The organism is Bacillus sp. 0209A, from assembly GCF_036765095.1.
Classification (GTDB): Bacteria; Bacillota; Bacilli; order Bacillales; family Bacillaceae; genus Bacillus; species Bacillus subtilis_G.
Genome location: NZ_JBAIZV010000003.1, coordinates 610,218 through 633,306 on the forward strand (window position 1 = coordinate 610,218; position 23,089 = coordinate 633,306).

Genomic DNA, 23,089 nt, shown 5'->3' on the forward strand with positions numbered 1-23,089 from the left:
TAGGTTTCCTCCTTATTTAGACACAAAAAAAGACCTTACTCCGGGAGTACAAGGTCAAGTAGTTCCAATTCCATTTTTAATGTTTCATCTGATGCGTCGCGGCTCTCCTTCAACTGCTCCACTTTTTCCAAACTGCGGGCGCCCACGACAGCCTCTGTATCACTATAGGCCGGCGTTGTGACAAGAGAAATATCAAAAATACGATTGATTCTATTGATTCTTCTCTCATAGATGTCTTCGTCTTCATTCAGCCGCCATTCGTCCGCGTCTGCGTCACCATAATCGAGTGAAAAAGCAAAAGAGCATTGATTAATAACACCACTGCGGACATTTTCCATTAAATCACGCGCGTATGACGTGTCTGAGGGCTTAAATCTGAATTTGAGACCTATTCCATCTATTTCAAGGTCTAGACGCCCAGAATCGCCTGAGACAGTATTTCTCGCCAAAGGAAAGTCTTGCTGATGATTAAAAAGGGCAATAACGTTTGAAAAATCGGCTGAATCGAGTGCATTCCTGCTAATAATCTCCTTGAACCACCCCAGACGCTCTGACCATTTTTCAAATTTCAAAGCGTATCCTTCGATAAATTCGCTTTGCCCTTCACCTTCTGAACGTATTTCAATGGGTGTTGTTAACTGCCGGACCTCTTTATCCTTCATTCTTGATGTCACCCCCTTTCACGGCACCGCCAGCTTTAAGGCGCTGATATTCTTCCATGAAATCAAGGAATACATAATTTAAGCTTGATATATACTTATCACCGTTTTCAATAGGGTTGCGCTCAAGCAATTCTCTGATTTCGTCTTTATTCAGCACCCCTGTTTCATGCAGGGTTTTCAAATACTCCGCCTGCGTCTTACTGTCGCCGCGCAGCTCGCTGTCTATGTTGAATTTCACGTAATGACCGCTTTTCTGATCATGATCTAAAAACAATTTCACATTAAGCTCTTGTTCAAAATTCACGATCCACGGCTGCAGCGTATTCCTGACATATTCAATAGACTGATGTTCAATATTAGAGAATGTTGCTTTATCCAATTCGTTCAGCTTATGCAACGGCACTTTATAAATCATGGAAATCTGGGCTTTGTTAAACTTCATGGACTCAACGAATTGAGCTTCTTGTAAAGGCATGGAAATAGATTGATATTCCAAGCCGTTATCTATGATGGCGATATTTTCACCTTGGTTTACCCGTTTCCACTCTTTGCGCACGTTCTCTTTTGGTTTTTCATCCAAGAATGCCGGGACTTTCAAAATCCCCCGAGGTGTTGCCTCGTTTTTGTACAGTTTAGCATTATATTTTGTGGCAGCAGCTTGCGCCCCGATATGTTCTCGCACTACCCCTATGGGTGATTTTCCGTGTATGCCATCTGTTGAAAGTCCTTTAAAATGCAGCACTTCATGATCATACAGTTCCATGGTCTTTCCATTGACCACCGTTTGATACCACAACATGCCTGTTGCTGGATGTACATAAGCATTTGTGAAATCAGGACGTAATGGAAACAACGCGCCCGGGTAACCATCTGATCCGAATTGAATATAGGAATATGCATTTCCCCAAGTCAGAACATGAGTCATCATCAGCTTTTTCCATGTGAAGGCTGTCATGTAAGGATTAGGACGAGCATAAACAGCATACGCAGACTTGTGCTCGGGTTTCCGCTCTATGCCCCAGTCCGTTTTTTTATATGTGTGAATCGGCAGTTTTGCAATATCATCAGATAATACATTCACACATGCAAAAATGTCGGGTTGCATCAAAGAACTTCTTTCATTCACGGTTTCGCCACTCGCTGTTTTCCGGCCGCCAAATAGGTTTATAAATAAATCATTGAAATCGTCTATATCCGTTGAACCGGACCGTTTTTCAAACATCCGATCTATTAACAATTATTTCACCTCGCTTTCTTGGTCAGAAGATAGGCATAAAACATAAAAAAGACACCCGTCAAAATCAGACCGATGTTTGTATTCCATCTATAAGCAGCTGTCAGGATAAAGGCGGCGCCCGCCACAAACAGCAAATCGTTTAGTATTAACATGAAAAAAGAGAACACTTTCTTCATTCCGATCACATCCTAAAAACTAAAATTTCCCGATCCAAAGTGTTCATTCAAATCAACTCTTCCACTATTGCCGAAGTACATCGCACGGGCATACGCATTTATAACCGCTGCAATAGGGTCAATCCTTTGCGGCGATTTTGCTTTATCCAGCATGATATTTTCCTGCGGATCAATTTTCATGATCGCGTTATTGATAGCCCATGCTAAAACTGGATCATCACCGTGTATGATTTTCCCCTCATAAACATTTTCACGAAAGCTCTTAGTTGGTAATGAAAGATGATTTATTCTTTGCGGCATCTCAACAGTCGTAAGCCCTTTTGATTCAAGCCGTTGAGCTAAATGAAGAGCGTTCCATTTGTCATATACGATCTCTTGTGGTCGAAAACGATGTTTATGAATGAATTCCATTATCCATTGTTCGACCCGTTGATAATCAACCGCTTCCCCTGCCGTGTACGTGATGTAACCCATCTCTTTCCACAAGTCATATGGCACCTTATCTGTGGCCATTTTTTCCTTGGCTCGTGCTTCAGGCATAAAGGAATGTTGTCCAACATAGAACAAACCTTCCTGCACGGCCACATATCCAACAGATGTTAAGTCTGTAGTCATGGACAGATCAAGCCCCAGATAAACTGACATGCCCTGCAGATCAGGAATGTCGCCGCTGCATGCCCGCCACTTTGTCATGTTCATGTATCCATTATCCTTTTGATCAACCCACCGATTCATATTTTTAGTCAAGAAGCTTCTCATTTTCTCCGGAACTTCCAGCGCTACTTTAAGCGCAGCACGCAAAGACTCCATGCCCTCTGGATACGTTGCAACAATCGGATTGGCTTTAATCCAATTTGACTCGTCTTTTATATCGTCCACGGGATCAAGCTCACAGATCATAACAAAATAATCATCATTTTCTGTATCAATGTCTGGATCAAGGATTTTACTTGTATATTGATATTCACTGAAACATGGCCTTTCCATATGAAAGCCGGCTGTCGTAATAACGGCCATTAATGGGCTGCGGCGGGCGACCATACCACTATCAAGAACATCGTAAATTTCACTTGTTTCATGAGCATGATATTCGTCCACTATCCCAATAGATGGGTTTTTCCCGTCTCCTAATTTACGGGCTTCCCGAGATAAAGGCTGAATGATGGAGTTTGTCTTGTATTTTTTCACTCGCCCATTAGCTGAGGAGTATTTCCCTTTCAGTATGGGCGCATGATGCAGCTGTTCGAGTATGGCTTGATAAACCTCATCTGATTGTTCTCTGGACCAGCCGGCGATAAATACCCGGTGTTTTTCTTGCGTCGGAAAAATCTCGTATGACGCCATTAAAGCAAGAAACTGCGATTTTGCATTTTTACGGGCCAACTGGATATAAACTTTTCTGAAACGCCGAGCACCGTTTTCTTTTTTATAGAAACCGTAGATATTAGCCGCTATAAAAAGCTGAAAGTCTGTAAGCTCAATCGGCTGTCCGGAAAGAATCCCCTCGACGTGTCTGAATTGCCGCGCCCATTCATAAAAATCGACAACAGCCTCGGCATCAAAATAATAAGGGCAGTCATCATCTGCAAGGCGTTCAACATCTCGAAAAAAACGTTCAACCGCCCATCTGTGCTTTTTACTTGCCTTGATTTCACCAGAACGGATTTTCTCAGCGTATGACCATACCCGTTCAATGAGAATTTCGGCATTAATCTCTTGCATTACATGCGGCCCCCGAACCGTTCTTCCTCTTTTGACTTCGGTTTCCCATCATCTTTTTTCGGGATGACAAGTCTACAGCGAGAGGAAATGGTCAGCCCTAAATCACTGGAAGCTTGCCGGCATTGTTTAAACAGCTTGTCTTGGTTTATCAATAGTTCAGAATAGTCATCATTGGGAACAAGTTTTTCTTCTTCTCCTATTACATTGCCTTCATCGTCAAATTTTCTAACGATCACTGTTTTCATCGGACCCCGTTCAAGCAATTGCTCTGTTACTTGCAAATATAATTTCCGGGCAAACAAAAAACGGGCAAGCGCATCAACATCTAAATTGGTCATAATCCCGATGTTTTTTAGATCGTCCGCTATCTTTTTAAACTCTCTTTTTAAGTCTTTTGGCAAATAAGAAGGAGCTTTCACTTTGTCGTTTGGTGCCTTTATTTCCTGTTCTCGACGTTCCTCAATCTCTTGCTGTGTCAGGTGTTTCTTCCCTTTCACCAGTAGCAAATCAACAGGTTGCCGCGGTCTAGCCATTCCCTCACCTCCTTCCGAATTTTCATTTAGGGAATTTTTCAAAATGGGGAGGGGAGCGCGGTCTCCAGCGTTCATCCCTCAGAGATTTTAGGGTGGGGGGTGCTCATTTCCTCTTTCAGCTGCAGCATTGCGGCTTCTAATTTCTTTTGTGCTTCTTTTAATTTCTTTGTATACAGATCGAATGCTGTTTCCTTTTTCATCGTTGTACGAAGAGCAAACAATTTCTTTACCTTCTGTTGCATATGTCTTATGTCAGCATTCGTGTAATAGGATGTATACTCAGTCCGACACCGCGGACACTTGATATAATGTTCACGGATGCCGTCGTCATGCTTCCTGACCTTCGAGCATCCTTTAACTAAGAGCATTGTTCCACATTCATTACACATGCACGTTTGATGTTCTGTTCCCAAATCCTCCATCCTCCTTAGCTGTCTTGCTGCTGTGGCATGGCGCACATAGTGGCTGCCAGTTGCTTGAGTCCCAAAAGAGTTTCTTGTCTCCTTTATGCGGTTTGATATGATCGACTACTGTTGCCGGCACCCGTCTCCCTACCATCATGCATGATACACAGAACGGATGCTTTGACAAGTAGCCAAGACGTGCCTGCCTCCACTTGCTGTTATATCCACGCTTAGCAGCGGACTCCCGGTGCTGATCATAGCCCGGCTTGGTTCGCTTGTGCTGTTCACAGTAGCTCTCTCTTGTTAGGTTAGGACAACCGGGTTCATTACAGGGTTTCAAAGACTTATGCATATTAATAGATTACCCCCATTAAAAAAGCTCTCCAGATTGGAGAGCTTTTAAAAATGTTAGATTTAAAATTGTGTGTTAGTTTGTGTATGTTCACAATGCTGAAAACTAATTATTAATTATTCTCATCTGTAGGTGGAAGTAAACTTGTAGGTAAAGAATCTTCAATCTCTTTTGGAAGTAAAGTTTTTACAGCCGATTGACCAATCTGTTTTGCCGCCTGAGGATTTCTTGCGCACCAATTAACTAGCTTAACCATTAAAGCAGTTGCCCATTTCTTTTTAGTTAAGTATTGAACTTGGTCCTTTAACAACTCAATTTCTTGATGCAACTTTTTCTTTTCAGCTTTTAGTTCAGATTCAAGTTCTTCCGATTTATCAAAGGCTGAAGAATACTTTTCTTCAAGCTCATCAAGTTTATCTTTAAGCTTTTGTCCTTCAGCTTTTGTAAAATAACTCTCAGATACTTCTTCAAATTTTTCTTCCAAAATCTTTTCAATTTCTTCTATTTTTTCTTGTGTTTCTTTAATTTGTCTTCCAACAACTGAATTTCCCATTTCTTTTCTTAAATTTTTAACCCAAGTGGTTATTTCTCTTGTAAGTGTACCATAAGAGAAAGTGCCATTTATTTTTTCACGAGATAATAGTTTTCCAGGACTTATCTCCAAATCTTTCATTTCTCCATCAGGATTTAATATAAATGAAAAGCAATAATCCTTGTGATAAATATAAGTAATTTGCAAAGTTAATTCATCCAAAAAATTTTTATTTAATGTGGTGGATGTTGAGATTTTAAAATCATCTGCAGTAAAACCATTTCCCTCTAATTTTTCTCGTAAATTCATCAGGAAAGTTTGATTAATATCTAATGACAATAATTTCACCCCTGTTATGTTTTACACTATAAACAAAAAGCATCTCGAGGGATGCTTTTTGTTTATTTTTTAAAGATTAACCTATAAATCATCTGCTTCTTATAATTGTCATTTTTAAACTCTGACCGATCCGAAGAATATATGTACCATTTATCGTGACGGTCTGACCAATTGGTTAACTCAACTTTAGTTATGTCAGGATAGCTGTATGTATATTCTTCGTTAGTTTCTGGGTTCTTCAAATGAATAAGTAAGAGCGTACCTGTCTTAGTTTCAAATACCTGATGACCTTTTATCTCGTGTAGAATTTGTTCATCTTTTCCTGGTATATCTGGTTCGACGCTTAATTCTACCTTTGGATAATTGTTCAAACAATTAATTAACATAGGATCAATAATCATTAAATTCACCTCCTATTTTATATATCGTCTTATACATCCTAAATTTTAACACTTTATTTAAATCTTTAAATGCTGTTAGATGAATAAAAAAAAGTCTCATGCAGTTTCTTTATCGATTTAATACCTATTACCATAATACCTTGACCAAAACAAAATTGTTTGCCGTTATTCTGCCGAATTTATGCCATTTTTTAGTTACTTCTAGGTTTATATACTCCTTGGCCATTCACATATCTTGCTAATCCATCTAAATCTGGAAATAAGGTAAATTGACTTACACCACTAATATTAAGAAATTTCTTTACATCTTTTTTTAACTTAGAACTTATATTAATTTTTTTCAATATATCCGGACGATCTGCAAGTTCTTCTTCTAAGGGAAGGCCTGATTTCCCTTGTATAGTAAACATGCCATGTTGAGCTACAATTCTTGTACTGTTTCTCATTGGATATAAAGCTAATGAATTATCACTGAGTTTGGGCTCATTTATATTCACAATATCTTCATAGCTATTTTCAGGAATATAATATTTTTCTTCTCCCAAAGTTTCTTTGTTCAATTTAAGTGGTTTTAACATCCAAATTGAGCATGGATTAATATGTAACCAATCTAGGCTTGCAAAATATAATGCAACTGCAAATGATTCACTCCAATCAAGGAGTCTAGTTTTTACACCGTGATGTTGCATTAAAAATAACAAATCCCACCCCTCAGTTTTGTGGTGAATATACCCCATTCGTTTAAATAAGTTATAGTATGTTAACTCTGTAGCAATATGATCAAAATCTGGTGTACTAGGACCCATACGATATAATCCAGAATGCAACTTATAATGTGAAGCGTTTTGGCCTCTGAACCATACCTTTCCCATCTTTTCACTATCCTGGAATTCATTAATTTCATTCAGTATCTTATTCCACTCTTCTGAAAACAATTTCTCTCACGCTCTTTCAATTTTTTTAGACATGAAGAATTGCGAAATATACACAAATCACTCATAAATTTATACTGTGTAATTTGCCGAATTTAATCAAACCCCTATTATCCTGAACAATTTGACATTGACACTTTCATTTCTTTTGTGAATTCCTTCCCTGTTCCTGATACAACAATTATATTCACCCAAACATGATTTTTATTTGTATTCATCATCTCTTCAAAATAACTGAAAGGGATAACAACTTCTATGGAATGAAAAGTTTTTAATGTCGTCGGTAAGACTTCTCCATCATCGAACTTTTTTTCTTTTACAAACTTATAAGGTGTAAAGCGGTGACCACAAACAAAAAAACTTCTTAAATAATAATATACATCTTTCGGATCCCTAAAGAGGTTCTTAAAACAACTTATGTCTCTTGCTGAATATGATCTTGCCACATGTTTTGGAGGTTCTATTAAAAAATCTTCTAAATAAATATCTCTATATCCTATATTTTGAATCTTTATATAACAGAGATCACCATACTTTGGATCATAATTGCCCCCTATATAGTTAGTAAGAATGTTTATTTTTTCTCCCCTATCAGTCTTAGCTAAGAATAATGAAACCGTGATTGCAATAAAAGTTCCTATAGCTGAAATAGATGTCCATGTAATCTCATTCAACTTCCATATAATTTCATATATCATATTCTTTTCCTCCCAATTTTCTACTTTACTTGATTATCTAAATACGAACAACTTTAAATTAACCATAACTTATATACTGTGCAACTCGCCGAACTGAGCCAACCCCTTGTCCTCTCTGTTTTTAACCAATATCTCTAAAATGAATTACACACCTGTTATTTTTGAGGAATTGACGAAAGATGCAAAGAAAAAGGCCCATCCTTATTGTTTTGGATGAGCCTGGTTATATTTTAAATTTCTTCATAGCGTTGTTCATTGCGTCTTGGTTGATTCCGATGTATCGCAGGGTTGTCCGTTGGTCTGAGTGATTAAATATCTCCTGCAGCATGGCAACGTCCTTCGTTTGTTTGTAAAAATGATAGCCAAATGTTTTCCTCAATGTATGCGTGCCGATGTCATCTAAACCAACATACTCAGCAGCACCCCTGAGAATCTTGTAAGCCATTGACCGGGATATCGGTTTGTTGATTCCTTCTCGGCTTTTAAAGAGAAACTCATGATCCTCTTTCCCTTCGACATAGGCCTTAAATTCTCTTTGAAGAGCTGGCGTCATGTCGATTCTCTTTTTCTTTTTCGTTTTCTTTTCTATGAGATTGAAATAAGGGCGTTTCGCGTCTCTTACTCTTAGCTGCAGAATATCCGATATTCGGAGCCCTGAATTGATACCGGTCACGAATAGCATGTAATTCCTCATGTTTTGCTCTTTTAAAAACCTCTTGATGTAGAAGATACACTCCAGATCACGTAAAGGCTGAACAAAATTCATTAAGAAGCCGCCCCTTTCTTGTAGACTTCTTCTCTAAGAGCAAATGCCAACCGATATAGTGCCTTTGCCTTCACACGATAATAGCTACGCTGACTCAAACCCATTTCTGCATATACCTCATAATCATACATGTCTTCCGATTGCATATAGAGCATGACAATGATCTGCCGTTCTCTTTGAGAAAGCCGATTAACAGCCCTTTGAATCCTTTTTAAGAATTTGTCACGTTGAACCTCCCAATCAAGACGCTTTAATGCTACATCTTCTGTGGAAGAATGAAACTCATTCGTGATACTTGGTGGAACAATGCTATAAGTCGGGGTAACCTTTGGTAAAAAATCATCTGGCACCTGTAAGAGATATAACCGGTATTGATCAAGCAGCTTCTCTGCTTTTAATTTAGTCGCTTCTTCATCAATCTGAGGTATATTCAATGTGAACTGATCAATCGTATTTTTCTGTATATCCATCATTTTCATATTTTTACCCTCCCGTTTATCTACGTCTTAAAGCCACGCCTTTGCTTCTTTTCAACGTTTGCCTATCTTGTCCGTCAAAGCCATTCTGAGCGTTCCTGCGCGTTTTTATTGAGCTTTTTCTTTCTATTCTTCATGTCATCCCTCCGTTCAATAAAAACGGACACCAATCAATGCACAGATTCCTCTGTACAGTGATCAGTGTCCGCAGGCTCTCCGTCTTGGACTATTTATTAAGTTTTAAAAAATCTTGTTCTTTAGTTTCTATAATTTCATTAAGTTTTTTTAATTCTTGTTTCAATTTATTACTTGCTACTTTAACATGTGCTTCATGGGATGGATGTATCTTTAGGAAGTAAAGTTCTAAAGTTGAACAAACTGTTACAATTACAGAGTAATGCTGGACATACTCAAAACTAAATTTATTTTTATCAACAGACTTAATATTATTTAAACATCTGATGGCATATTCTTCATTTGCTTTTTGTGCCATAGACAAGCCTCTTCTATATTCTGGATCATCTCTTTGGTTTTTAATTTCTTCCGTAACAATTATATATTTTTCTAAACAGTTATCAAGAGACATAACATTATCCCTAAAATATATAGCTTCAATCAAAAATTGTTCAAGTCTATCAATATTCTTGTTCTTGCTTTCTCTCCTAGCATTAAATTGCATGATAAATATTGCTACACCTGCCGAAATTAATGCTCCTAATAATGACCCCCATAAACTAGGACTCAATAATATTCCTATAAGGTTATTCACCGTTTGAGCACTATTTGATGGAAAATAGAAGTTAATATTTATAATCTTTCCCTCTCTTCGATTAAAGATGGACACCAATTAGAGCATAGGTATTTCTATGAAATTGTTGGTGTCGTAGGCTTTCTGTCTTGGACAAACTTTTTATTCACTTTTTTATTTTCCTGAATAAGGAACCGCCCTTAAAGTTCAAAAGAAACATAGAGATAAGCAAGACTATAATTATTAATGCTGCTAATACTACTAAACTAATTTCAATCAATTGATTGTTCTGTAAGTAATCAATCACATTTGTAAAATCACTCATAAGCAAATAGATCATTAAAATTGATAAATATAAAAGAACGACAGTAGCAAAAGATTGTTTTATCTTTTGTAATTCTTTTAGTTTTTGTTCACTTTTATCAACTATTCTGACATCAACTTTACCATCTCTTGTTTCTATAGAACGAATAATCGAATCTTCTTTCATAGCAAGTAATTTATTAGCTATATCAGATTTCTGATCAATGGATAGAAAATTTGTTTCAAAAATTTCTTTTACGAGATGATCTAAAATTTCGCTTACACTATTCATACTGTTTTTCTTAATATTATTAGACTTGGAATAGGCTGAAGACAAGGACTCCAAAAGTGGTTTAGATGGTATTTCTCCCTCTGATATGATGTTCTTTAAAGCGATAATTAACTCTTTATTAGCCTTATCAACTCTTCTAATATAATCCTTTTTCCCAAGGAAATTACTAAGAAAATTCACAATAACTGTGCTTGCAATTGCTGTTAATAGACTCACAATCCAAGGATTAGTTAACCAGTTCATTTTCCACAACCTTTTTAGATAAATTATACCATAATCTCAAAATAATAGTTGTTTAGTTAGGTGTCATCCCCCTATCCCCGGCAGAACTGCAATCGTAAAGAATAAAACCAACGCAATCCCACCGAGAAGCCAGCCATTTGTTTTATCACGCTTTGCAATGATAGTTTCATCACCGATCATTTTCAGATCATCTGCCTTTGCCACGAGTATCGGTATGTAATCTGGATGCATTTCAAATATTCCGCCGCCTGCTCAACTGTCATCGCTTCGTCTTTTGTGGCTTTGACTGCCCGCTGAAGCTCAACCTGTAAAGGTATCATTCTGCATCTCCCTCCAATTCATTTTGAGCAACTGTTATTGCAAAATTGAGATTGGTAATGATCTTCTCTAATGCTTGTTTGTATCGTTTCCTATCTCCGTTAAGATGCTGAATATCCTTTTGTGCCTGCTTGAACTGATGAACCGTTATTTCCTGTTGACGCTTGTTTTCCTCAATGATTTCCTGTTGCTTAACAGACAGTTCAGTCCGATCAATCAGAAAGTCAATATGCTCTTTGGCCATCCAATATTGATCTGTCAGCTTAGCATTTTCATAGCCTTTTAGTTTTGAAATACGCGCTTTAATTTCCTGTAATTTATCCATGTCTGTTCCCCCTTATCGCAGAGAGGACCGGCCCCTCTGCGTCACATTTTATAGCCGATCTCAAAATCAATTCTGGAGAGATTACCTTTTGACGTTTGTACGATTGTTTTACCGTGCTCCGGCATTTCCGTTAATTTGAATGATCTATTGTTTCCGTCAATCACAATGACGTAATTTTTGTCATTTTCAATTTGATTAAGTACCTGTTCCAGATTTTCTATATGTTTTGGACAGTTCACTGTAAACGCCCCCATATGGTATAATAGAAGTGTCGAGTTTCTATTTTCCATACGGGTGACGTCTACTAATGACTGTCATCACATCCAATCGTTCATCGGGAAAACTTGCAGCTTTGTCTGTGGTTCTTCCGTTGGGATGATTGGATGTTTTTTTATATACTCCAAACGCTCCTCTTCCGTCATAACCCATGTAATGACTTCTCCATGCTGACGTAAGTTCTTATTTTCTGTCATGTCCTCGCCTCCTTACTCTTCGTTTAATTGTTTGATGCGCAGATTGTAAAGCGTCTCAATTTCATCGTCAGACTGGCGTTCCAGAAATGCTTTTCCGTATCCGCCCAAGATAGTGAGCCACTCAATCAAGTGCTGACGTTCTGTCCATTCCAACGGTCCCCGCTCCCTTCTTGATCAATAATTGCATCGCAGCATTTTTATAGTCAGGCGGACATTCTTCATACCGCACAATGACCATAAGTTGGTGAATGGTTGCTTTCTCAAAAGGGGAGGCGCTGCCTGATAAGATCATGTTCTGTCGCATCCTTTCCGAGAAGTCCGTTTTTCCGCGGATCAATGAAACCTTTGCCCGCTTGATCAATGATCAGGAATAGCACTTCATCAATGTCTCTATTAAGCTGCTTTGATATCCAGATGATAGAATCATCGGCTTCCCACATTTCACGGAATCGCTTGATCTCCCAATCATTCCAGACAAAGTTTTTTTCGATGAATGGAATATACACCGGACTATCCTGCACGAACCGCCGCAAATTATCTTTTTTATCTCTCAGATGCTTTTTACTGATGAAGATTCGGTTATTCGCATTTAACCCGTAGGGACGTGGCGGAAGCACGCGGCCTCTTGCAAAGTCAACAATCAGCAAAATGATTTCATCCGGCTTTCTGTTCAGCAGCTCGGCCATGTCATAAATAGATTTGCCGTCATACCAGTAATCAACAACCTGACGCATTTGCACCAAGGACCATTCAAAATTAAGATCCACTAAGGCAATTTCTAACCGATCAGCAAGGGCCGCGACACTCATGCCAAACACTTCCTAACTCTCCCAGTATTCCGATGAACTAGAACGAGACGATGCTCCTGCCGCAAATCTTTTGATACGAGCCAGTTTTCAACAGTTAGACCGTTTGCCTTGATAATCTCCCTTTGCGCGCGTGTTGGACGTTTGCCATGTTTCATACTGCATTCCTCCTAGAGTTTTGATAGTCTGCTATTTTCTGATCAATGTGAGCAATGAGTTTATTAACCTCTTGCTTGCGCTCAGCGTCAGTAAGCTTCCGTTCTGGCTTGAGCTCCCAAACGCCGGGCATCACTGCTTGTACCACTTGTTTCCCCCCTTAATTCAGCAGAGCCGGTGTCTTACGCCCTTTGTTCTTTTGCTTCTCTTCAAAATCAATTTGTTCAAGATGGGCTGTAAGGCGGTTGACGGTCTTTCTGTCATAAAGCTTTGCTAAAGCAATGCCGGTAAGGTTTGTTGTCACTATGGTCACCTTGCCTTGTCTGCCAGTAGAGACCCCATACCAAACTCTTTGAATGAAATCAGGTGCTGTCCTTTTCTCGTTATCTGTGTCACCCACTTCGCTCCCTAAGTCGTCGATAACGAGGTAATCGACTCGTGTAAGCAGTTCGATTGCCTTAAACTCCGTAAGCTTTTCAGAATCATCGTTGAAAGAACTTTTGATACGTCGCATAAGTGCATCACTATTAACGAAAAGCGCTGATTTTGCATATTCTTCTGAATTCTGTTTGTTCAGTTCTTTAAGAGCTGATATTGCAAGATGACTCTTTCCAGCGTTGGACTCGCCAGTTAGAAATATATTCATGACCGCGCCCGCTTTGATCTGGTCTACCAGTTCAAGCATCCGGCATTTGTTATCTGCGTCCTCATTGTTGTAACAATGAAACGTTTCGAACGTTGCCTTTACAAGAGTTGGATCAGCAATAAGCGAATGTGTAGAAAGAACCTTTCTCTCTACCTGCCGACGCCATGTCTCAGCTTCTTTTTCAATCTCCTTATTGCGCTGTTCCCTTTCGCACATCGGGCATTTTACTGAACCGTCATGCAGCTTCATCAGTTGAACAGGATAAGGCTTTTCTTCGCTGCTGATAATTCTTGTATGTTTATTGCAGTAGACAGGATTTCCAGCTTCATCAGTATGGAATGTCATCCTCCGAGATATTTCGCCCTTGACTGCGGCTGCCCGCTCCCTTGTGATTTCCTCCATGTGATAAGCCTCCTTTTTGGTTAAGATAAGACTCGAATTTTGTGCCGAACAATGTTTCAGGACGTAAAAACCTATTCATAGCAGGATCATTGAGCCATTCCTCTGTTTTTACTAGAATGACATGTTTAAAATCTTCAAAGCGAAAACCTTCGTTCCAGCGTGCCTTGATGTCTTTTTTTGTTTTAGGTGTAGTATGCCGGTATCGTGTACCCGCTACTTTGTTCAGCAGATCAATGATCAGTTTGTATGGAATCTCTTCTTTTTCTTTTTTTGAAGAAGATGCGGCGTCGGGTTTACCCGACAATATATCTTTTATTTCTTTCTTCTTACTTCTTACTTCTTCTTCTTGTTCGTTACATTGAGTTACTGTAACGTCACCTGTAACGTTACTCGATTGTGAAAGTTTTAGAGCCTTTTGTTTTTCCCGATATTTCGCAACTCTTTTGCGAGTATCTTCACGAATTTTATTCAGTGCATCCACGTTTTGATGTTTCTCCCAATTACAGATACTTATATAATTTTGATCATCAATTTCAATCATTCCGAAGCGTCTAAATGTTTCCAAAGCCATTCTGACAACGCCTATCGGGCGCGAAAAAATAGCTGCAAGCATTTCATCTGTATACGGAACATTTTCACTAAGAAAGATATAACCTGAAGCATTTGTTTTACCGGCTTGAGCAAGCAGCTTAACCCATATAATTAATAAAGTGTCTGCTTCGGGCATCTGTTCAATGAGCTTAATCTTCTCGTCATCGAACATTTGAGTACTAAGCTTTACGAATTTGATTTCAGACATCTAGATCAGCACCTTCTGACTTAGTTAAAGGCCAGGGCGATCTCTTTCCGTTAACAATGACTGTACCCAACAGGTTATCTGCCCTTTCACGTCGGATAACCTTTCCGCCTTGCGAAAGAATTTTATCCAAAGCTCTTTGATGAGTTGATTCAGATTCACTGATCACTAAGTGAAATTTTTTTTGTTGCCAAACGTGACTGATTAAAAACACTTCACCCAATCCTTTCCGCTCTAGTGCAATTTTTTTGAGCAATCCACGCCTCGACTGCACGCCGCGAAAACCTCTGTTGTGTTTTTCCTGAACCGGGCCGCCCTGGCAGCTCAAATACCGGAAAATCTGGCTGACTAAAATATAATTCTTCTGCTGTTCTGGCTGTGCATTTCAAGATCCCCTCATACACTTCTTTTTTAGTCAGAAGTTGATCTTGAGAGGACAAAACCGAAATCATTTCTTGAATTTTAGGAATCAAAGCCGCACTCACATTTGCAATTACATCATTTGTAATTCTTTCGATATCTGATTGTTCGAGTTCAATTTTCATATTGTTCCTCCAAGTATTTTTTATTTCCTCACAGGAAACTAAATGTTAAAAAAAATGACTCATTGGAATATTTAATTTGCGGGCTATTTTTTCTATACTTGTAATACTTGGGTTTACTTTCCCGTTTTCAATCTTCGAAATATATGATGCTGAAAATCCAAGTGACCCTGCAAACTCTCTGAGTGTCTGCCCTTTTTGCGTTCGAATTGCTTTGACTCTGTTTCTGAATTTCGAGATATTCATTTATTCACCTCTCTCATCAGTTTCCTGTGTGGAAACTAAGAAAACTATAACACCTTATCTTGGAATTGACAACCCCTCTCTTACGATAATTTGTATACTATTTGTCAACACAGGTGTTATAATGTCTATAATACAGGTGATAAAACTAATTAGATATTTTACACATAAAAAACTTTTAAATGGCGAAATAAGGTGATTATTTGAATAAGAATATAGGTGCCAATATAAAAAAATTACGTGAAGAAAAAGGTTATGGTTTAGTTCAAGCAGCTGAAGGCATAGGAATATCACGAGGTTATTTATCTAAGTTAGAAAAAGGTACGCAATATCCATCTGTTAAAACAATAGATAAGATTGCCGAATTTTTTTCTGTTGATCGTTCTTACTTTTTTACTGATCTTGACAACTTGGATCAATTCTCGGAGGCTGAAAGAGAAATTACTTTCGAGCGTGACTTGTCTATAGAAAACCTTAGAAAGAAATATAACCTAACTATGGAAGGCAAAGAGGTTTCTGATGATGAAATTAATGTGATGTTAGAAGTCTTAAAAGCGTATAGAAAATCAAAGGGTAGTTCAGATATCGATTGATTCATCTTCAGCCAGCTGTTTAATTTTCTCCAGTAGTTCATCAAGTGGAACATCTTTTTTCATTTTTCACTAACCCCTTCTACGAACGTTCGTTCTAATTATAATCGAATACACTTATAAAATAAATATGTTGAGAAGGATTTCCTATTTTCTCATTTTGTCAAAATAGGAAATCCTCTTTAAAAACACGAAAGACGTTGCCTATGTATATGGCAGCGTCTTTTTAATAAAATATAGCTTTTTCTTCTTTTGGTTGTGGTGTTGGTATTTGTGTCGGTGTTTCTCTTTTTAATTTAAAGCTCATGCCAACTGGAGGATCAGCCAGTTGTTTAGTTCCTGTTGATGGAACGACTATATCGCTCTTTGAACCCGGAGCATCCGTACTATTTGCACTAAAAACAAATGCTAGTGCTATTGCTAAAGTAATCAAAACTCCTATAATTGTCTTTTTCACCAATTTTCACCTCCCTTTTTAATATATTATAATCAACTCCTAATTTTAGCAACTCCATTTTTGGTAGATTTGCTCTAAAGTAATCTTTCTTTTCGCCAAAAACATGTAACGATAACAGCAGTTTCTCCTGATTCTTTTCTCTTCTCCCGTCAAAATAAAAAGCTAAGGCTGAATAATATTTGTCATCATAAAAATATTTCAAATTAGCTTTATTGACAACAGATTTAATAAAATCAGTCACTATATATTCTTCCGGTACGGGTCTGTTCCAGAATAGGTTTGTTATCGCTAATTGTTCACGTAAGTCATTTGCTACAAAATATCTTTCTTTCGTGTTATTTAACTGAATTCCTTTCTTGAGAAAGTTTGATGTTTGCTCGTATGATTCAAATAAATAAGATAAACCCAATATAAAATATCCATTAGTCACAGAATTAACACTAAAATTTCTTTCGATAAGCTTTTCAGCAATCCTTCTGGATTTATCTATTTCATTTTCAAACTTAAGATACATATTGGCGAGTGCTTCATCTGTGCGGCTTAAAAATGCTTTTTTAATAAACGGATCTTTCATTTCAGGAAGCATATTGTGAATTTTTCTTATGTAGTGCAGAGACAAGTCATACTTCTCACTATAATAAAAACAAAGCATCTCAAGAATTTGCAAAAGTGTTTTTAAGTCATCAGAATTAGGTTGCAGCTCTTTCAACATCTCAAGATAATCAACTTCACTATAAACACGATTGTGTTTTGACCATAGTTGCCACTGATAGACTATTGCCCATTCCTTTAACTCTCTGTTATTTCCGTCCAATGTTTTGTTAAGCAACATACAAGTAACTGAGTCCAAACTTTTTGAATGAGCATATTCAAAAGCAGTTTTTATATTCTTCTTAGTCGCCTCAAGACAGCATTGGCGCATGATATCGACCTCGTTATCCTTATCAAGATAACGCACTATCTCCAACACCATCCAAAGTGAAATTTCTTGCCCATTCAAAAACTTGCTTAAGTGGGCAGCACTAATCCCAATTTTATCGGCAATCTCTTTCTGTTTTTCATCCGAAGACTCAATTATACGCTTTAAATGATTTCTAACATCAACTATACCTTCACGCATCATAATCACCATTTCAAAATTAATTTAACATACTGAACCAAAAAAGATTGTCGATTAATGACGAAAGAGTCAAAGAAAGAACAAAAAATTTAAATAGAAATAATTTTCCTATTATTCTTTATTATACCATAATTCTGACTAAAAAGATATATTTTATATGTTATTTTAATTCAAAATTAATAAAATCAATTATTATTGATTTACTGCCTTAGTATCAACTTCGTGTATTTTTTCCTACAAAAACAATATGTAACATTGCATAATAGTATTAGAGTTATATTTTAGAAAAAGTTTGGAGGTAATACCCATGGCGAGTTATAGGAAGCGTGGGGATAACTGGGAATATAGAATCACTTACAATGACCCTATAACCAGAAAACGTCGAGAAAAAACAAAAAAAGGCTTCCGAACAAAGAAAGAAGCTATGATTGCAGCTGCAGAGGCTGAATTAAATATTGACCAACAATTCTATGAGAAGAACGATTCCATTACAATTTCAGAGTATTTAGACTTGTGGTTTGACACGTACAAACACACTGTAAAAGAAAGCTCGTGGAAGGCCCGGAAAGATAGCATGGTCATCATAAAAAAACATATCGGAAGCATCAAGGTGAAAAACATCAATGCGTCTATGTATCAAAAATTTCTGAATGACATAGCCCCTGATTATGCAAAGAACACGCTAACAGGCGTACACCAAGTTTTTAAGATGATGACTAAAAATGCTATGAGAGATCAATACTTCAAACTTGATCCGCTTGTGGGGATTCGTTTGCCTCGTGCAAAAGACGCTGAACGAGTCACAGATGATCAGGATCTGAAAGACATTAAATTCTGGGAGAAGGAAGAGATATCTCAATTCCTACAATGTGTAAAAAGGAGAGGACGGCCGCAAGATTTAGCAATGTTTGTCCTGCTCGTTTATTCAGGACTTAGAATTGGTGAAGCTGTGGCTTTAAAATGGGACAAGATAGACTTCGAGGAATCAATCATACGAGTTCGCTATACGTTGTATCAGCAAGGCGGTCTGAGAGACAATTATAAATTGCTCAGTCCCAAAACTTCATCCTCAATAAGAAATATACCTGTGCCGCCTCAAGTCATCAATCAATTAAGAATACTAAAACATATACAGAATCACATCAAAATGGAAAACCGAGACCAGTATAAGGATGAAGGATTTGTGTTCACAGACAAAACCGGCCGCCCTATCCCTGCCCGGAATTTCAATTATAAATTAGACACTTATATAAAAAAATCCAATGTCACCCGGATCACGCCCCATAACCTAAGACACACATATGCATCACTGCTGATTGACGCAGAAGTTAAATTGAAGGAAGCTCAAAAACGTTTAGGACATGCTTCCTCCAAAACAACATTAGATATTTATTCGCACATCATGAAAGATACCAAAACTGAAGCAATCGTTCAATTCAATGCTGTTGCAAATGAAATCTTTTAAAGACTTTTCCTAACCTTTGTTCTTGAGTTAGTTTTAAGTTAAGCGAGACCAATAGTATAATAATGGAAAGGGAGGTGCTGTAAATGATGAAGTTGAGGATGAACTATGTAGTATTGTTCATTATTTTATCCGAAGGGTTTCTTATAGCAGGCTTTGCATTAGAAAATGTCCTTGACTATTCATTGGTGATCGGAATCATCTTACAGATCATATGTGTTATTTGTGCCTCAATTTTCGCAGTCAAGAACAATAAGAATTCAAACAGGACACAGTAAGGAATTGCTGTGTCTTTTTCATGTTATTATCGAGGTTCTAAAGAGCAATAGAATGAAAAGAAAATACATTGTCTTAAAAACTGTGGGCAAAAAATGGGCAAGATCATATTTTTGACCTTGCCCACCCACTTCAAAAGCTTATTACATCAGGTTATTCTCTAGTATCGTCTGAATCTTCGTGACCATCAGATCAATTGCGACGTGATTCTGTCCGCCTTCCGGGATAATAATATCAGCGTATCGTTTTGTCGGTTCAACGAATTGGTTATGCATCGGGCGGACAACTGACACATATTGTTCAATGACAGAATCAATAGAGCGGCCGCGCTCATTAATATCTCTCATAATCCGTCTGATGATACGCAAGTCAGCATCTGTATCCACGTAAAGCTTGATATCCATCAGATCACGGAGTCTTTTGTCTTCAAGAACAAGAATGCCTTCAAGGATAATAACATCCTTTGGCTCTACGTGAACCGTTTCTTCTGAACGTGTGTGAAGCTTATAGTCGTAAATCGGCTTTTCAATCGGGCGGTAATTCAATAGATCTTGAATATGCTCGATTAAATAGTCATTATCAAACGCAAGCGGATGATCATAGTTTGTGTTCAGCCTTTCTTCAAATGGAAGATGGCTTTGGTCTTTATAATAAAGGTCTTGCTGGATCATTAAAATCGAGTGCCCTTTAAATTGTTCATAAATGGACCGTGTGACACTCGTTTTTCCTGAACCGGAACCTCCTGCGATTCCAATGACTACTGGATTCTTACCCATGGGTTGTTACTTCCCCTTTCTCATCATGTTGCTCGGATAAATCTTTTTGTCTAGTTTGAATTTGACAATTTGCAGGGGATGGCGGGCAGCATCTAGCTCATTTCCGTCTTCGTCCCAAATGGCTTCAATCGTATGTGTAAAGTTTTCAATTTCCGGACCGAAAAATTCCACTTCGTCGCCTTTTTTGAAGAAATTACGCTGCTGAAGCGTGACCATTTGTGTGTCTTCGTCATAATTCAGTACCAAGCCGACAAAATCAAACGTCGTTTTTTTGGCGTGCTCGCCGAACATTTGCTCTTCATAGCCTGGCGTTCCTTCAAAGAAAGCTGTCGCAGTGTCCCGGTTGGCGCACTTATCAAGCTCTTCCAGCCATTCTTTTTGAATCACAAAGTGATCCGGATCAGCGCAATAAGCGTCAATGACTTTGCGGTATACGCTGACAACTGTCGCTACATAGTGAATTGACTTCATGCGTCCTTCAATCTTTAAGCTGTCGATGCCCATTTCGATCATTTTCGGAATGGATTCAATCAGTTTCAAATCTTTAGGGCTCATTGCAAATGGCGCATCTTCTCCACCATACAAAGCGACGGCGTTGGCACCGTCTGTTTGATACAGATCATAATCCCAGCGGCATGACTGGCAGCAGCCTCCGCGGTTGGAATCCCGCGCTGTCATGTGATTGCTCAACACGCAGCGGCCGGAATATGCGATACACATCGCGCCGTGAATAAAGGATTCGATTTCGATATCTACCTTTTCTTTCATTTCTCTGATTTCGAGAGCGCTTGTTTCACGTGCAAGCACAACGCGGTCAAGGCCTTCTTCCTTCCAGAACTGGACAGCCTTCCAGTTTGAAAGAGACTGCTGCGTGCTCAAGTGAACCTCAACATTCGGCGCCACTCTGCGGCATGTTTCGATAATAAGCGGATCTGCCACAATGATGCCGGCGACGTTGGCGTCTCCAAGCGCTTTTAAATATTCCTCTAGCCCGTCCATGTTTTCATTATGGGCGAAAATATTCGTCGTCACGTAAATCTTTGCGCCATATTGTTTCGCGAATTCTACGCCTTCTGCAATTTCTTCGATCGTAAAGTTATCGGCATTCGAGCGCAGACCGTATTCCTGTCCTCCGATAAAGACCGCGTCCGCTCCGTAATGAACAGCAATTTTCAGCTTTTCAAGATTACCCGCGGGTGCGAGAAGCTCGGGCTTTTTCGTAATCACACGCTTACCATTGACAATTTTGGATATCTTATCATTTACGGCAGTCATAGCTTAACCTCCTTTTGATTAATAAACCGTTTCTTTGAAGAAGAATCCGGTATCGATTTTTCTGTTTACTGGCTGGATGCTTTCAATGCGTTCGATCCAGTCTTCTTTTTTCGCTTCATATTCGTCACGGTTTTCCACACACAGATCAATGGCTTCTCTGTACATTTTGGTGACTTCTATTAAGTATTCAGACGTTTTCAGGACACCGTCGATTTGGAAAGAATCAATGCCGGCATCTATCAATTCTTCGAGCTCATCAATGATGCACACATCGTTCGGGCTCATGATGTGCGTGCCGTTTTCATCTTCGAAAATCGGATATTTATTGTCACGTTCTTTATCGTGCAAAAACATGCCCGATTCCTTTTTCTTTCCTTCAATGTCCATGACTTTGCCTTGGTATTCAAAATAGTTTCCAATCAAAGAACGCTTCGATTGGAACATACACGTCATTCCATGCACCTGGATTTCAATTTCGACTTCGGCGTTTTCTTTGATCTCCACCATACTGTCCATGTTTAACTCTCTGGCAAGCACAGAACGCGCCGCGCCTTTGCGTCCCCAGTAGTTGCATGTATAGTAGTTGGTGCCTGTCGTTTCTGTGCTCCAATGAAGCTTCAGGCCAGGCGCAGATTCACGAGCAGCCATAAGCACGGCAGGATCGCCAAACACGGCTGCATCGACACCGGTTTCCGCTAAATAAGCCAGATATTCGCCAAGCTCTCCCACTTTATCGTTATGGAAAATGGCATTTACAGCAACGTATACTTTTGCCCCTTCTTTGTGAGCGATCTCTACAGCTTTTGTTACATCTTCACGAGAAAATTCCCCGGCTAATCTCAAGCCGTATCTCTGTTCCCCAACTAAAAACGCAGTTGCCCCCGCCTGTATCAGCGGCAAAATGTCCGCCGTACTCGTCGGCGTTACTAAGAGCTCTGGTTTTTTCATGACGTTCACCTCTTCTTTTTACTAATCGCAAGTCCGTCCCCGACTGGCATAATCGCAGTTTGATAATCCGGATGATTCATCAGCCAATGATTATATTCATCAATTTTTGCTATCAGCCTGCGCTTTCTTTTCGGTTCTATTTTGCTGTAATCCTCTGCCACCAGACCTTTAAACAGCACATTGTCTGTTATAATCACCCCGTCCGGCGAAAGCATCGGTTCATATAAATGAAAAAAGTTTTGATACTGTCCTTTTGCAGCGTCAATAAAAATAACATCGTAAGGCGCGGTTACATGAACGGCGGCGGCTAATTCAAGCGCGTCTCCGTAAAAAACATGAATCCGGTCATCAAGCTGAAACTCCTTGATATTGTTTACCGCTTCTTCATGCCGTTTCTCATTGCGTTCAATTGTATATATTTCGGCAGACGGCAGCTCCAGCGCCATACGAATGGCGGAATAACCAATGGCCGTTCCGATTTCTAGTATTTTTTTCGGCTGTTTCACAGACAAAATTTGAAGCAGCACCGCCATGCCCGCTTTTTCCATAATTGGGACATGATGTTCATCTGCATATGCTTCAAGCTTCTTCACGTTTTCCGGCCGAGGCTTCAATAATGCTTCTATATAGTCATTTATTTGTTCATACCGGTCAGTCACTAC

At 38.7% G+C, this 23,089-nt stretch carries 34 protein-coding genes and 1 pseudogene; 2 read left to right on the forward strand and 33 right to left on the reverse strand.

What is annotated here, in order from left to right:
• Positions 1–35: 35 nt before the first annotated feature.
• The 27 genes and pseudogenes from V6D44_RS13970 to V6D44_RS14095 all read right to left on the reverse strand — a co-directional run bounded on the left by V6D44_RS13970 (position 36) and on the right by V6D44_RS14095 (position 15,526).
• Positions 36–662 (reverse strand): HK97 family phage prohead protease, encoded by a 627-nt coding sequence (locus tag V6D44_RS13970; protein WP_010330950.1) that lies wholly within the window; start codon positions 660–662, stop codon positions 36–38.
• Positions 652–1,899 (reverse strand): phage portal protein, encoded by a 1,248-nt coding sequence (locus V6D44_RS13975; protein WP_333516610.1) that lies wholly within the window; start codon positions 1,897–1,899, stop codon positions 652–654. The genes V6D44_RS13970 and V6D44_RS13975 overlap by 11 nt, the downstream gene beginning before the upstream one ends.
• 5 nt (positions 1,900–1,904) lie before the next feature.
• Positions 1,905–2,075, reverse strand: a complete 171-nt coding sequence (locus V6D44_RS13980) for a hypothetical protein (protein ID WP_276735231.1) — start codon at positions 2,073–2,075, stop codon at positions 1,905–1,907.
• Positions 2,076–2,087: 12 nt separating this feature from the next.
• Positions 2,088–3,797, reverse strand: a complete 1,710-nt coding sequence (locus tag V6D44_RS13985) for a terminase large subunit (protein WP_333516611.1) — start codon at positions 3,795–3,797, stop codon at positions 2,088–2,090.
• Complete coding sequence (locus V6D44_RS13990) at positions 3,797–4,330, reverse strand: phage terminase small subunit P27 family (RefSeq protein ID WP_333516612.1); 534 nt, start codon at positions 4,328–4,330, stop codon at positions 3,797–3,799. Before V6D44_RS13990 ends, V6D44_RS13985 begins: the two co-directional genes overlap by 1 nt.
• A 71-nt stretch (positions 4,331–4,401) precedes the next feature.
• Complete coding sequence (locus tag V6D44_RS13995) at positions 4,402–4,551, reverse strand: hypothetical protein (protein ID WP_250634967.1); 150 nt, start codon at positions 4,549–4,551, stop codon at positions 4,402–4,404.
• 160 nt (positions 4,552–4,711) lie between these two features.
• Positions 4,712–5,086 carry an HNH endonuclease signature motif containing protein gene (locus V6D44_RS14000; RefSeq protein ID WP_333516613.1) on the reverse strand — a complete coding sequence of 125 codons (375 nt, stop codon included), beginning with the start codon at positions 5,084–5,086 and terminating at the stop codon, positions 4,712–4,714.
• 112 nt (positions 5,087–5,198) lie between these two features.
• Positions 5,199–5,957, reverse strand: coding sequence for a hypothetical protein (locus V6D44_RS14005; RefSeq protein ID WP_333516614.1), 759 nt, complete (start codon positions 5,955–5,957; stop codon positions 5,199–5,201).
• Between the two features lie 62 nt (positions 5,958–6,019).
• The gene (locus V6D44_RS14010) at positions 6,020–6,358 is read right to left on the reverse strand and encodes a hypothetical protein (RefSeq protein WP_333516615.1); all 339 of its coding nucleotides are present in this window, start codon (positions 6,356–6,358) and stop codon (positions 6,020–6,022) included.
• A gap of 191 nt (positions 6,359–6,549) precedes the next feature.
• Positions 6,550–7,230, reverse strand: coding sequence for an FRG domain-containing protein (locus tag V6D44_RS14015; RefSeq protein WP_333516616.1), 681 nt, complete (start codon positions 7,228–7,230; stop codon positions 6,550–6,552).
• A 170-nt stretch (positions 7,231–7,400) separates the two neighbouring features.
• On the reverse strand, positions 7,401–7,988 hold the full coding sequence (locus V6D44_RS14020) for a hypothetical protein (RefSeq protein ID WP_333516617.1): 588 nt from the start codon (positions 7,986–7,988) through the stop codon (positions 7,401–7,403).
• A 223-nt stretch (positions 7,989–8,211) separates the two neighbouring features.
• Complete coding sequence (locus V6D44_RS14025; RefSeq protein WP_333516618.1) at positions 8,212–8,754, reverse strand: tyrosine-type recombinase/integrase; 543 nt, start codon at positions 8,752–8,754, stop codon at positions 8,212–8,214.
• Positions 8,754–9,203, reverse strand: a complete 450-nt coding sequence (locus V6D44_RS14030; RefSeq protein ID WP_333516680.1) for an ArpU family phage packaging/lysis transcriptional regulator — start codon at positions 9,201–9,203, stop codon at positions 8,754–8,756. Before V6D44_RS14030 ends, V6D44_RS14025 begins: the two co-directional genes overlap by 1 nt.
• Positions 9,204–9,456: 253 nt before the next feature.
• The gene (locus V6D44_RS14035; RefSeq protein ID WP_333516619.1) at positions 9,457–9,975 is read right to left on the reverse strand and encodes a hypothetical protein; all 519 of its coding nucleotides are present in this window, start codon (positions 9,973–9,975) and stop codon (positions 9,457–9,459) included.
• Positions 9,976–10,144: 169 nt separating this feature from the next.
• Positions 10,145–10,816, reverse strand: coding sequence for a hypothetical protein (locus tag V6D44_RS14040; protein WP_333516620.1), 672 nt, complete (start codon positions 10,814–10,816; stop codon positions 10,145–10,147).
• Between the two features lie 63 nt (positions 10,817–10,879).
• Positions 10,880–11,136: pseudogene (locus tag V6D44_RS14045) on the reverse strand (hypothetical protein).
• Positions 11,133–11,459, reverse strand: a complete 327-nt coding sequence (locus tag V6D44_RS14050; protein ID WP_333516621.1) for a VWA domain-containing protein — start codon at positions 11,457–11,459, stop codon at positions 11,133–11,135. Before V6D44_RS14050 ends, V6D44_RS14045 begins: the two are co-directional and overlap by 4 nt.
• Before the next feature lie 41 nt (positions 11,460–11,500).
• Entirely contained in the window at positions 11,501–11,698 is a 198-nt protein-coding gene (locus V6D44_RS14055; protein ID WP_045384225.1) for an XtrA/YqaO family protein, read from the reverse strand.
• Positions 11,699–11,776: 78 nt separating this feature from the next.
• Positions 11,777–11,932, reverse strand: coding sequence for a hypothetical protein (locus tag V6D44_RS14060; protein ID WP_014480890.1), 156 nt, complete (start codon positions 11,930–11,932; stop codon positions 11,777–11,779).
• 12 nt (positions 11,933–11,944) lie between these two features.
• Positions 11,945–12,085, reverse strand: a complete 141-nt coding sequence (locus tag V6D44_RS14065) for a BH0509 family protein (RefSeq protein WP_003237439.1) — start codon at positions 12,083–12,085, stop codon at positions 11,945–11,947.
• Positions 12,086–12,192: 107 nt separating this feature from the next.
• Entirely contained in the window at positions 12,193–12,741 is a 549-nt protein-coding gene (locus V6D44_RS14070; protein ID WP_202328079.1) for a hypothetical protein, read from the reverse strand.
• Positions 12,738–12,896, reverse strand: a complete 159-nt coding sequence (locus tag V6D44_RS21150; RefSeq protein WP_373925782.1) for a DUF6906 family protein — start codon at positions 12,894–12,896, stop codon at positions 12,738–12,740. Before V6D44_RS21150 ends, V6D44_RS14070 begins: the two co-directional genes overlap by 4 nt.
• Positions 12,893–13,042: a hypothetical protein gene (locus tag V6D44_RS14075; protein WP_252684375.1), complete on the reverse strand. Its 150-nt coding sequence runs from the start codon at positions 13,040–13,042 to the stop codon at positions 12,893–12,895. Before V6D44_RS14075 ends, V6D44_RS21150 begins: the two co-directional genes overlap by 4 nt.
• A gap of 12 nt (positions 13,043–13,054) precedes the next feature.
• A complete protein-coding gene (locus tag V6D44_RS14080; protein WP_333516681.1) occupies positions 13,055–13,885 on the reverse strand; it encodes an ATP-binding protein in 831 nt (276 codons plus the stop codon).
• Positions 13,869–14,741, reverse strand: a complete 873-nt coding sequence (locus V6D44_RS14085) for a phage replisome organizer N-terminal domain-containing protein (RefSeq protein ID WP_333516622.1) — start codon at positions 14,739–14,741, stop codon at positions 13,869–13,871. Before V6D44_RS14085 ends, V6D44_RS14080 begins: the two co-directional genes overlap by 17 nt.
• Before the next feature lie 212 nt (positions 14,742–14,953).
• On the reverse strand, positions 14,954–15,283 hold the full coding sequence (locus V6D44_RS14090) for a hypothetical protein (protein ID WP_003237453.1): 330 nt from the start codon (positions 15,281–15,283) through the stop codon (positions 14,954–14,956).
• A gap of 45 nt (positions 15,284–15,328) precedes the next feature.
• Complete coding sequence (locus tag V6D44_RS14095) at positions 15,329–15,526, reverse strand: helix-turn-helix domain-containing protein (RefSeq protein WP_010330981.1); 198 nt, start codon at positions 15,524–15,526, stop codon at positions 15,329–15,331.
• Between the two features lie 200 nt (positions 15,527–15,726).
• Here V6D44_RS14095 and V6D44_RS14100 point away from each other — a divergent pair, with 200 nt between their 5' ends.
• Entirely contained in the window at positions 15,727–16,116 is a 390-nt protein-coding gene (locus tag V6D44_RS14100; RefSeq protein ID WP_129550689.1) for a helix-turn-helix domain-containing protein, read from the forward strand.
• A gap of 223 nt (positions 16,117–16,339) precedes the next feature.
• Here the strand turns inward: V6D44_RS14100 and V6D44_RS14105 are convergent, their stop codons facing one another.
• A complete protein-coding gene (locus tag V6D44_RS14105; RefSeq protein WP_333516623.1) occupies positions 16,340–16,570 on the reverse strand; it encodes a hypothetical protein in 231 nt (76 codons plus the stop codon).
• Entirely contained in the window at positions 16,509–17,693 is a 1,185-nt protein-coding gene (locus V6D44_RS14110; protein ID WP_333516624.1) for an AimR family lysis-lysogeny pheromone receptor, read from the reverse strand. The genes V6D44_RS14105 and V6D44_RS14110 overlap by 62 nt, the downstream gene beginning before the upstream one ends.
• Positions 17,694–17,982: 289 nt before the next feature.
• Between V6D44_RS14110 and V6D44_RS14115 the strand changes: the two genes are divergently transcribed.
• Positions 17,983–19,155, forward strand: coding sequence for a site-specific integrase (locus V6D44_RS14115; protein WP_333516625.1), 1,173 nt, complete (start codon positions 17,983–17,985; stop codon positions 19,153–19,155).
• 416 nt (positions 19,156–19,571) lie between these two features.
• Here the strand turns inward: V6D44_RS14115 and udk are convergent, their stop codons facing one another.
• The 4 genes from udk to V6D44_RS14135 are packed head-to-tail and all read right to left on the reverse strand — an operon-like array spanning position 19,572 to position 23,086.
• Positions 19,572–20,204 (reverse strand): uridine kinase, encoded by a 633-nt coding sequence (gene udk, locus V6D44_RS14120; protein ID WP_333516626.1) that lies wholly within the window; start codon positions 20,202–20,204, stop codon positions 19,572–19,574.
• Between the two features lie 6 nt (positions 20,205–20,210).
• Positions 20,211–21,479, reverse strand: coding sequence for a peptidase U32 family protein (locus V6D44_RS14125; RefSeq protein WP_087992257.1), 1,269 nt, complete (start codon positions 21,477–21,479; stop codon positions 20,211–20,213).
• Positions 21,480–21,497: 18 nt separating this feature from the next.
• Positions 21,498–22,427, reverse strand: a complete 930-nt coding sequence (locus V6D44_RS14130; RefSeq protein ID WP_289347776.1) for a peptidase U32 family protein — start codon at positions 22,425–22,427, stop codon at positions 21,498–21,500.
• Positions 22,428–22,432: 5 nt separating this feature from the next.
• The gene (locus V6D44_RS14135) at positions 22,433–23,086 is read right to left on the reverse strand and encodes an O-methyltransferase (protein ID WP_289347777.1); all 654 of its coding nucleotides are present in this window, start codon (positions 23,084–23,086) and stop codon (positions 22,433–22,435) included.
• Between the last annotated feature and the right edge of the window lie 3 nt (positions 23,087–23,089).

Bases quoted from the DNA above. Each gene is read 5' to 3' on its own strand.
- V6D44_RS13970 (WP_010330950.1), bottom strand. From the start codon at position 662: ATGAAGGATAAAGAGGTCCGGCAGTTAACAACACCCATTGAAATACGT.
- V6D44_RS13980 (WP_276735231.1), bottom strand. From the start codon at position 2,075: ATGAAGAAAGTGTTCTCTTTTTTCATGTTAATACTAAACGATTTGCTG.
- V6D44_RS13985 (WP_333516611.1), bottom strand. From the start codon at position 3,797: ATGCAAGAGATTAATGCCGAAATTCTCATTGAACGGGTATGGTCATAC.
- V6D44_RS13990 (WP_333516612.1), bottom strand. From the start codon at position 4,330: ATGGCTAGACCGCGGCAACCTGTTGATTTGCTACTGGTGAAAGGGAAG.
- V6D44_RS14000 (WP_333516613.1), bottom strand. From the start codon at position 5,086: ATGCATAAGTCTTTGAAACCCTGTAATGAACCCGGTTGTCCTAACCTA.
- V6D44_RS14010 (WP_333516615.1), bottom strand. From the start codon at position 6,358: ATGATTATTGATCCTATGTTAATTAATTGTTTGAACAATTATCCAAAG.
- V6D44_RS14015 (WP_333516616.1), bottom strand. From the start codon at position 7,230: ATGGGAAAGGTATGGTTCAGAGGCCAAAACGCTTCACATTATAAGTTG.
- V6D44_RS14020 (WP_333516617.1), bottom strand. From the start codon at position 7,988: ATGATATATGAAATTATATGGAAGTTGAATGAGATTACATGGACATCT.
- V6D44_RS14025 (WP_333516618.1), bottom strand. From the start codon at position 8,754: ATGAATTTTGTTCAGCCTTTACGTGATCTGGAGTGTATCTTCTACATC.
- V6D44_RS14040 (WP_333516620.1), bottom strand. From the start codon at position 10,816: ATGAACTGGTTAACTAATCCTTGGATTGTGAGTCTATTAACAGCAATT.
- V6D44_RS14050 (WP_333516621.1), bottom strand. From the start codon at position 11,459: ATGGATAAATTACAGGAAATTAAAGCGCGTATTTCAAAACTAAAAGGC.
- V6D44_RS14060 (WP_014480890.1), bottom strand. From the start codon at position 11,932: ATGACAGAAAATAAGAACTTACGTCAGCATGGAGAAGTCATTACATGG.
- V6D44_RS14070 (WP_202328079.1), bottom strand. From the start codon at position 12,741: ATGAGTGTCGCGGCCCTTGCTGATCGGTTAGAAATTGCCTTAGTGGAT.
- V6D44_RS21150 (WP_373925782.1), bottom strand. From the start codon at position 12,896: ATGAAACATGGCAAACGTCCAACACGCGCGCAAAGGGAGATTATCAAG.
- V6D44_RS14080 (WP_333516681.1), bottom strand. From the start codon at position 13,885: ATGACATTCCATACTGATGAAGCTGGAAATCCTGTCTACTGCAATAAA.
- V6D44_RS14085 (WP_333516622.1), bottom strand. From the start codon at position 14,741: ATGTCTGAAATCAAATTCGTAAAGCTTAGTACTCAAATGTTCGATGAC.
- V6D44_RS14090 (WP_003237453.1), bottom strand. From the start codon at position 15,283: ATGAAAATTGAACTCGAACAATCAGATATCGAAAGAATTACAAATGAT.
- V6D44_RS14095 (WP_010330981.1), bottom strand. From the start codon at position 15,526: ATGAATATCTCGAAATTCAGAAACAGAGTCAAAGCAATTCGAACGCAA.
- V6D44_RS14110 (WP_333516624.1), bottom strand. From the start codon at position 17,693: ATGATGCGTGAAGGTATAGTTGATGTTAGAAATCATTTAAAGCGTATA.
- udk (WP_333516626.1), bottom strand. From the start codon at position 20,204: ATGGGTAAGAATCCAGTAGTCATTGGAATCGCAGGAGGTTCCGGTTCA.
- V6D44_RS14125 (WP_087992257.1), bottom strand. From the start codon at position 21,479: ATGACTGCCGTAAATGATAAGATATCCAAAATTGTCAATGGTAAGCGT.
- V6D44_RS14130 (WP_289347776.1), bottom strand. From the start codon at position 22,427: ATGAAAAAACCAGAGCTCTTAGTAACGCCGACGAGTACGGCGGACATT.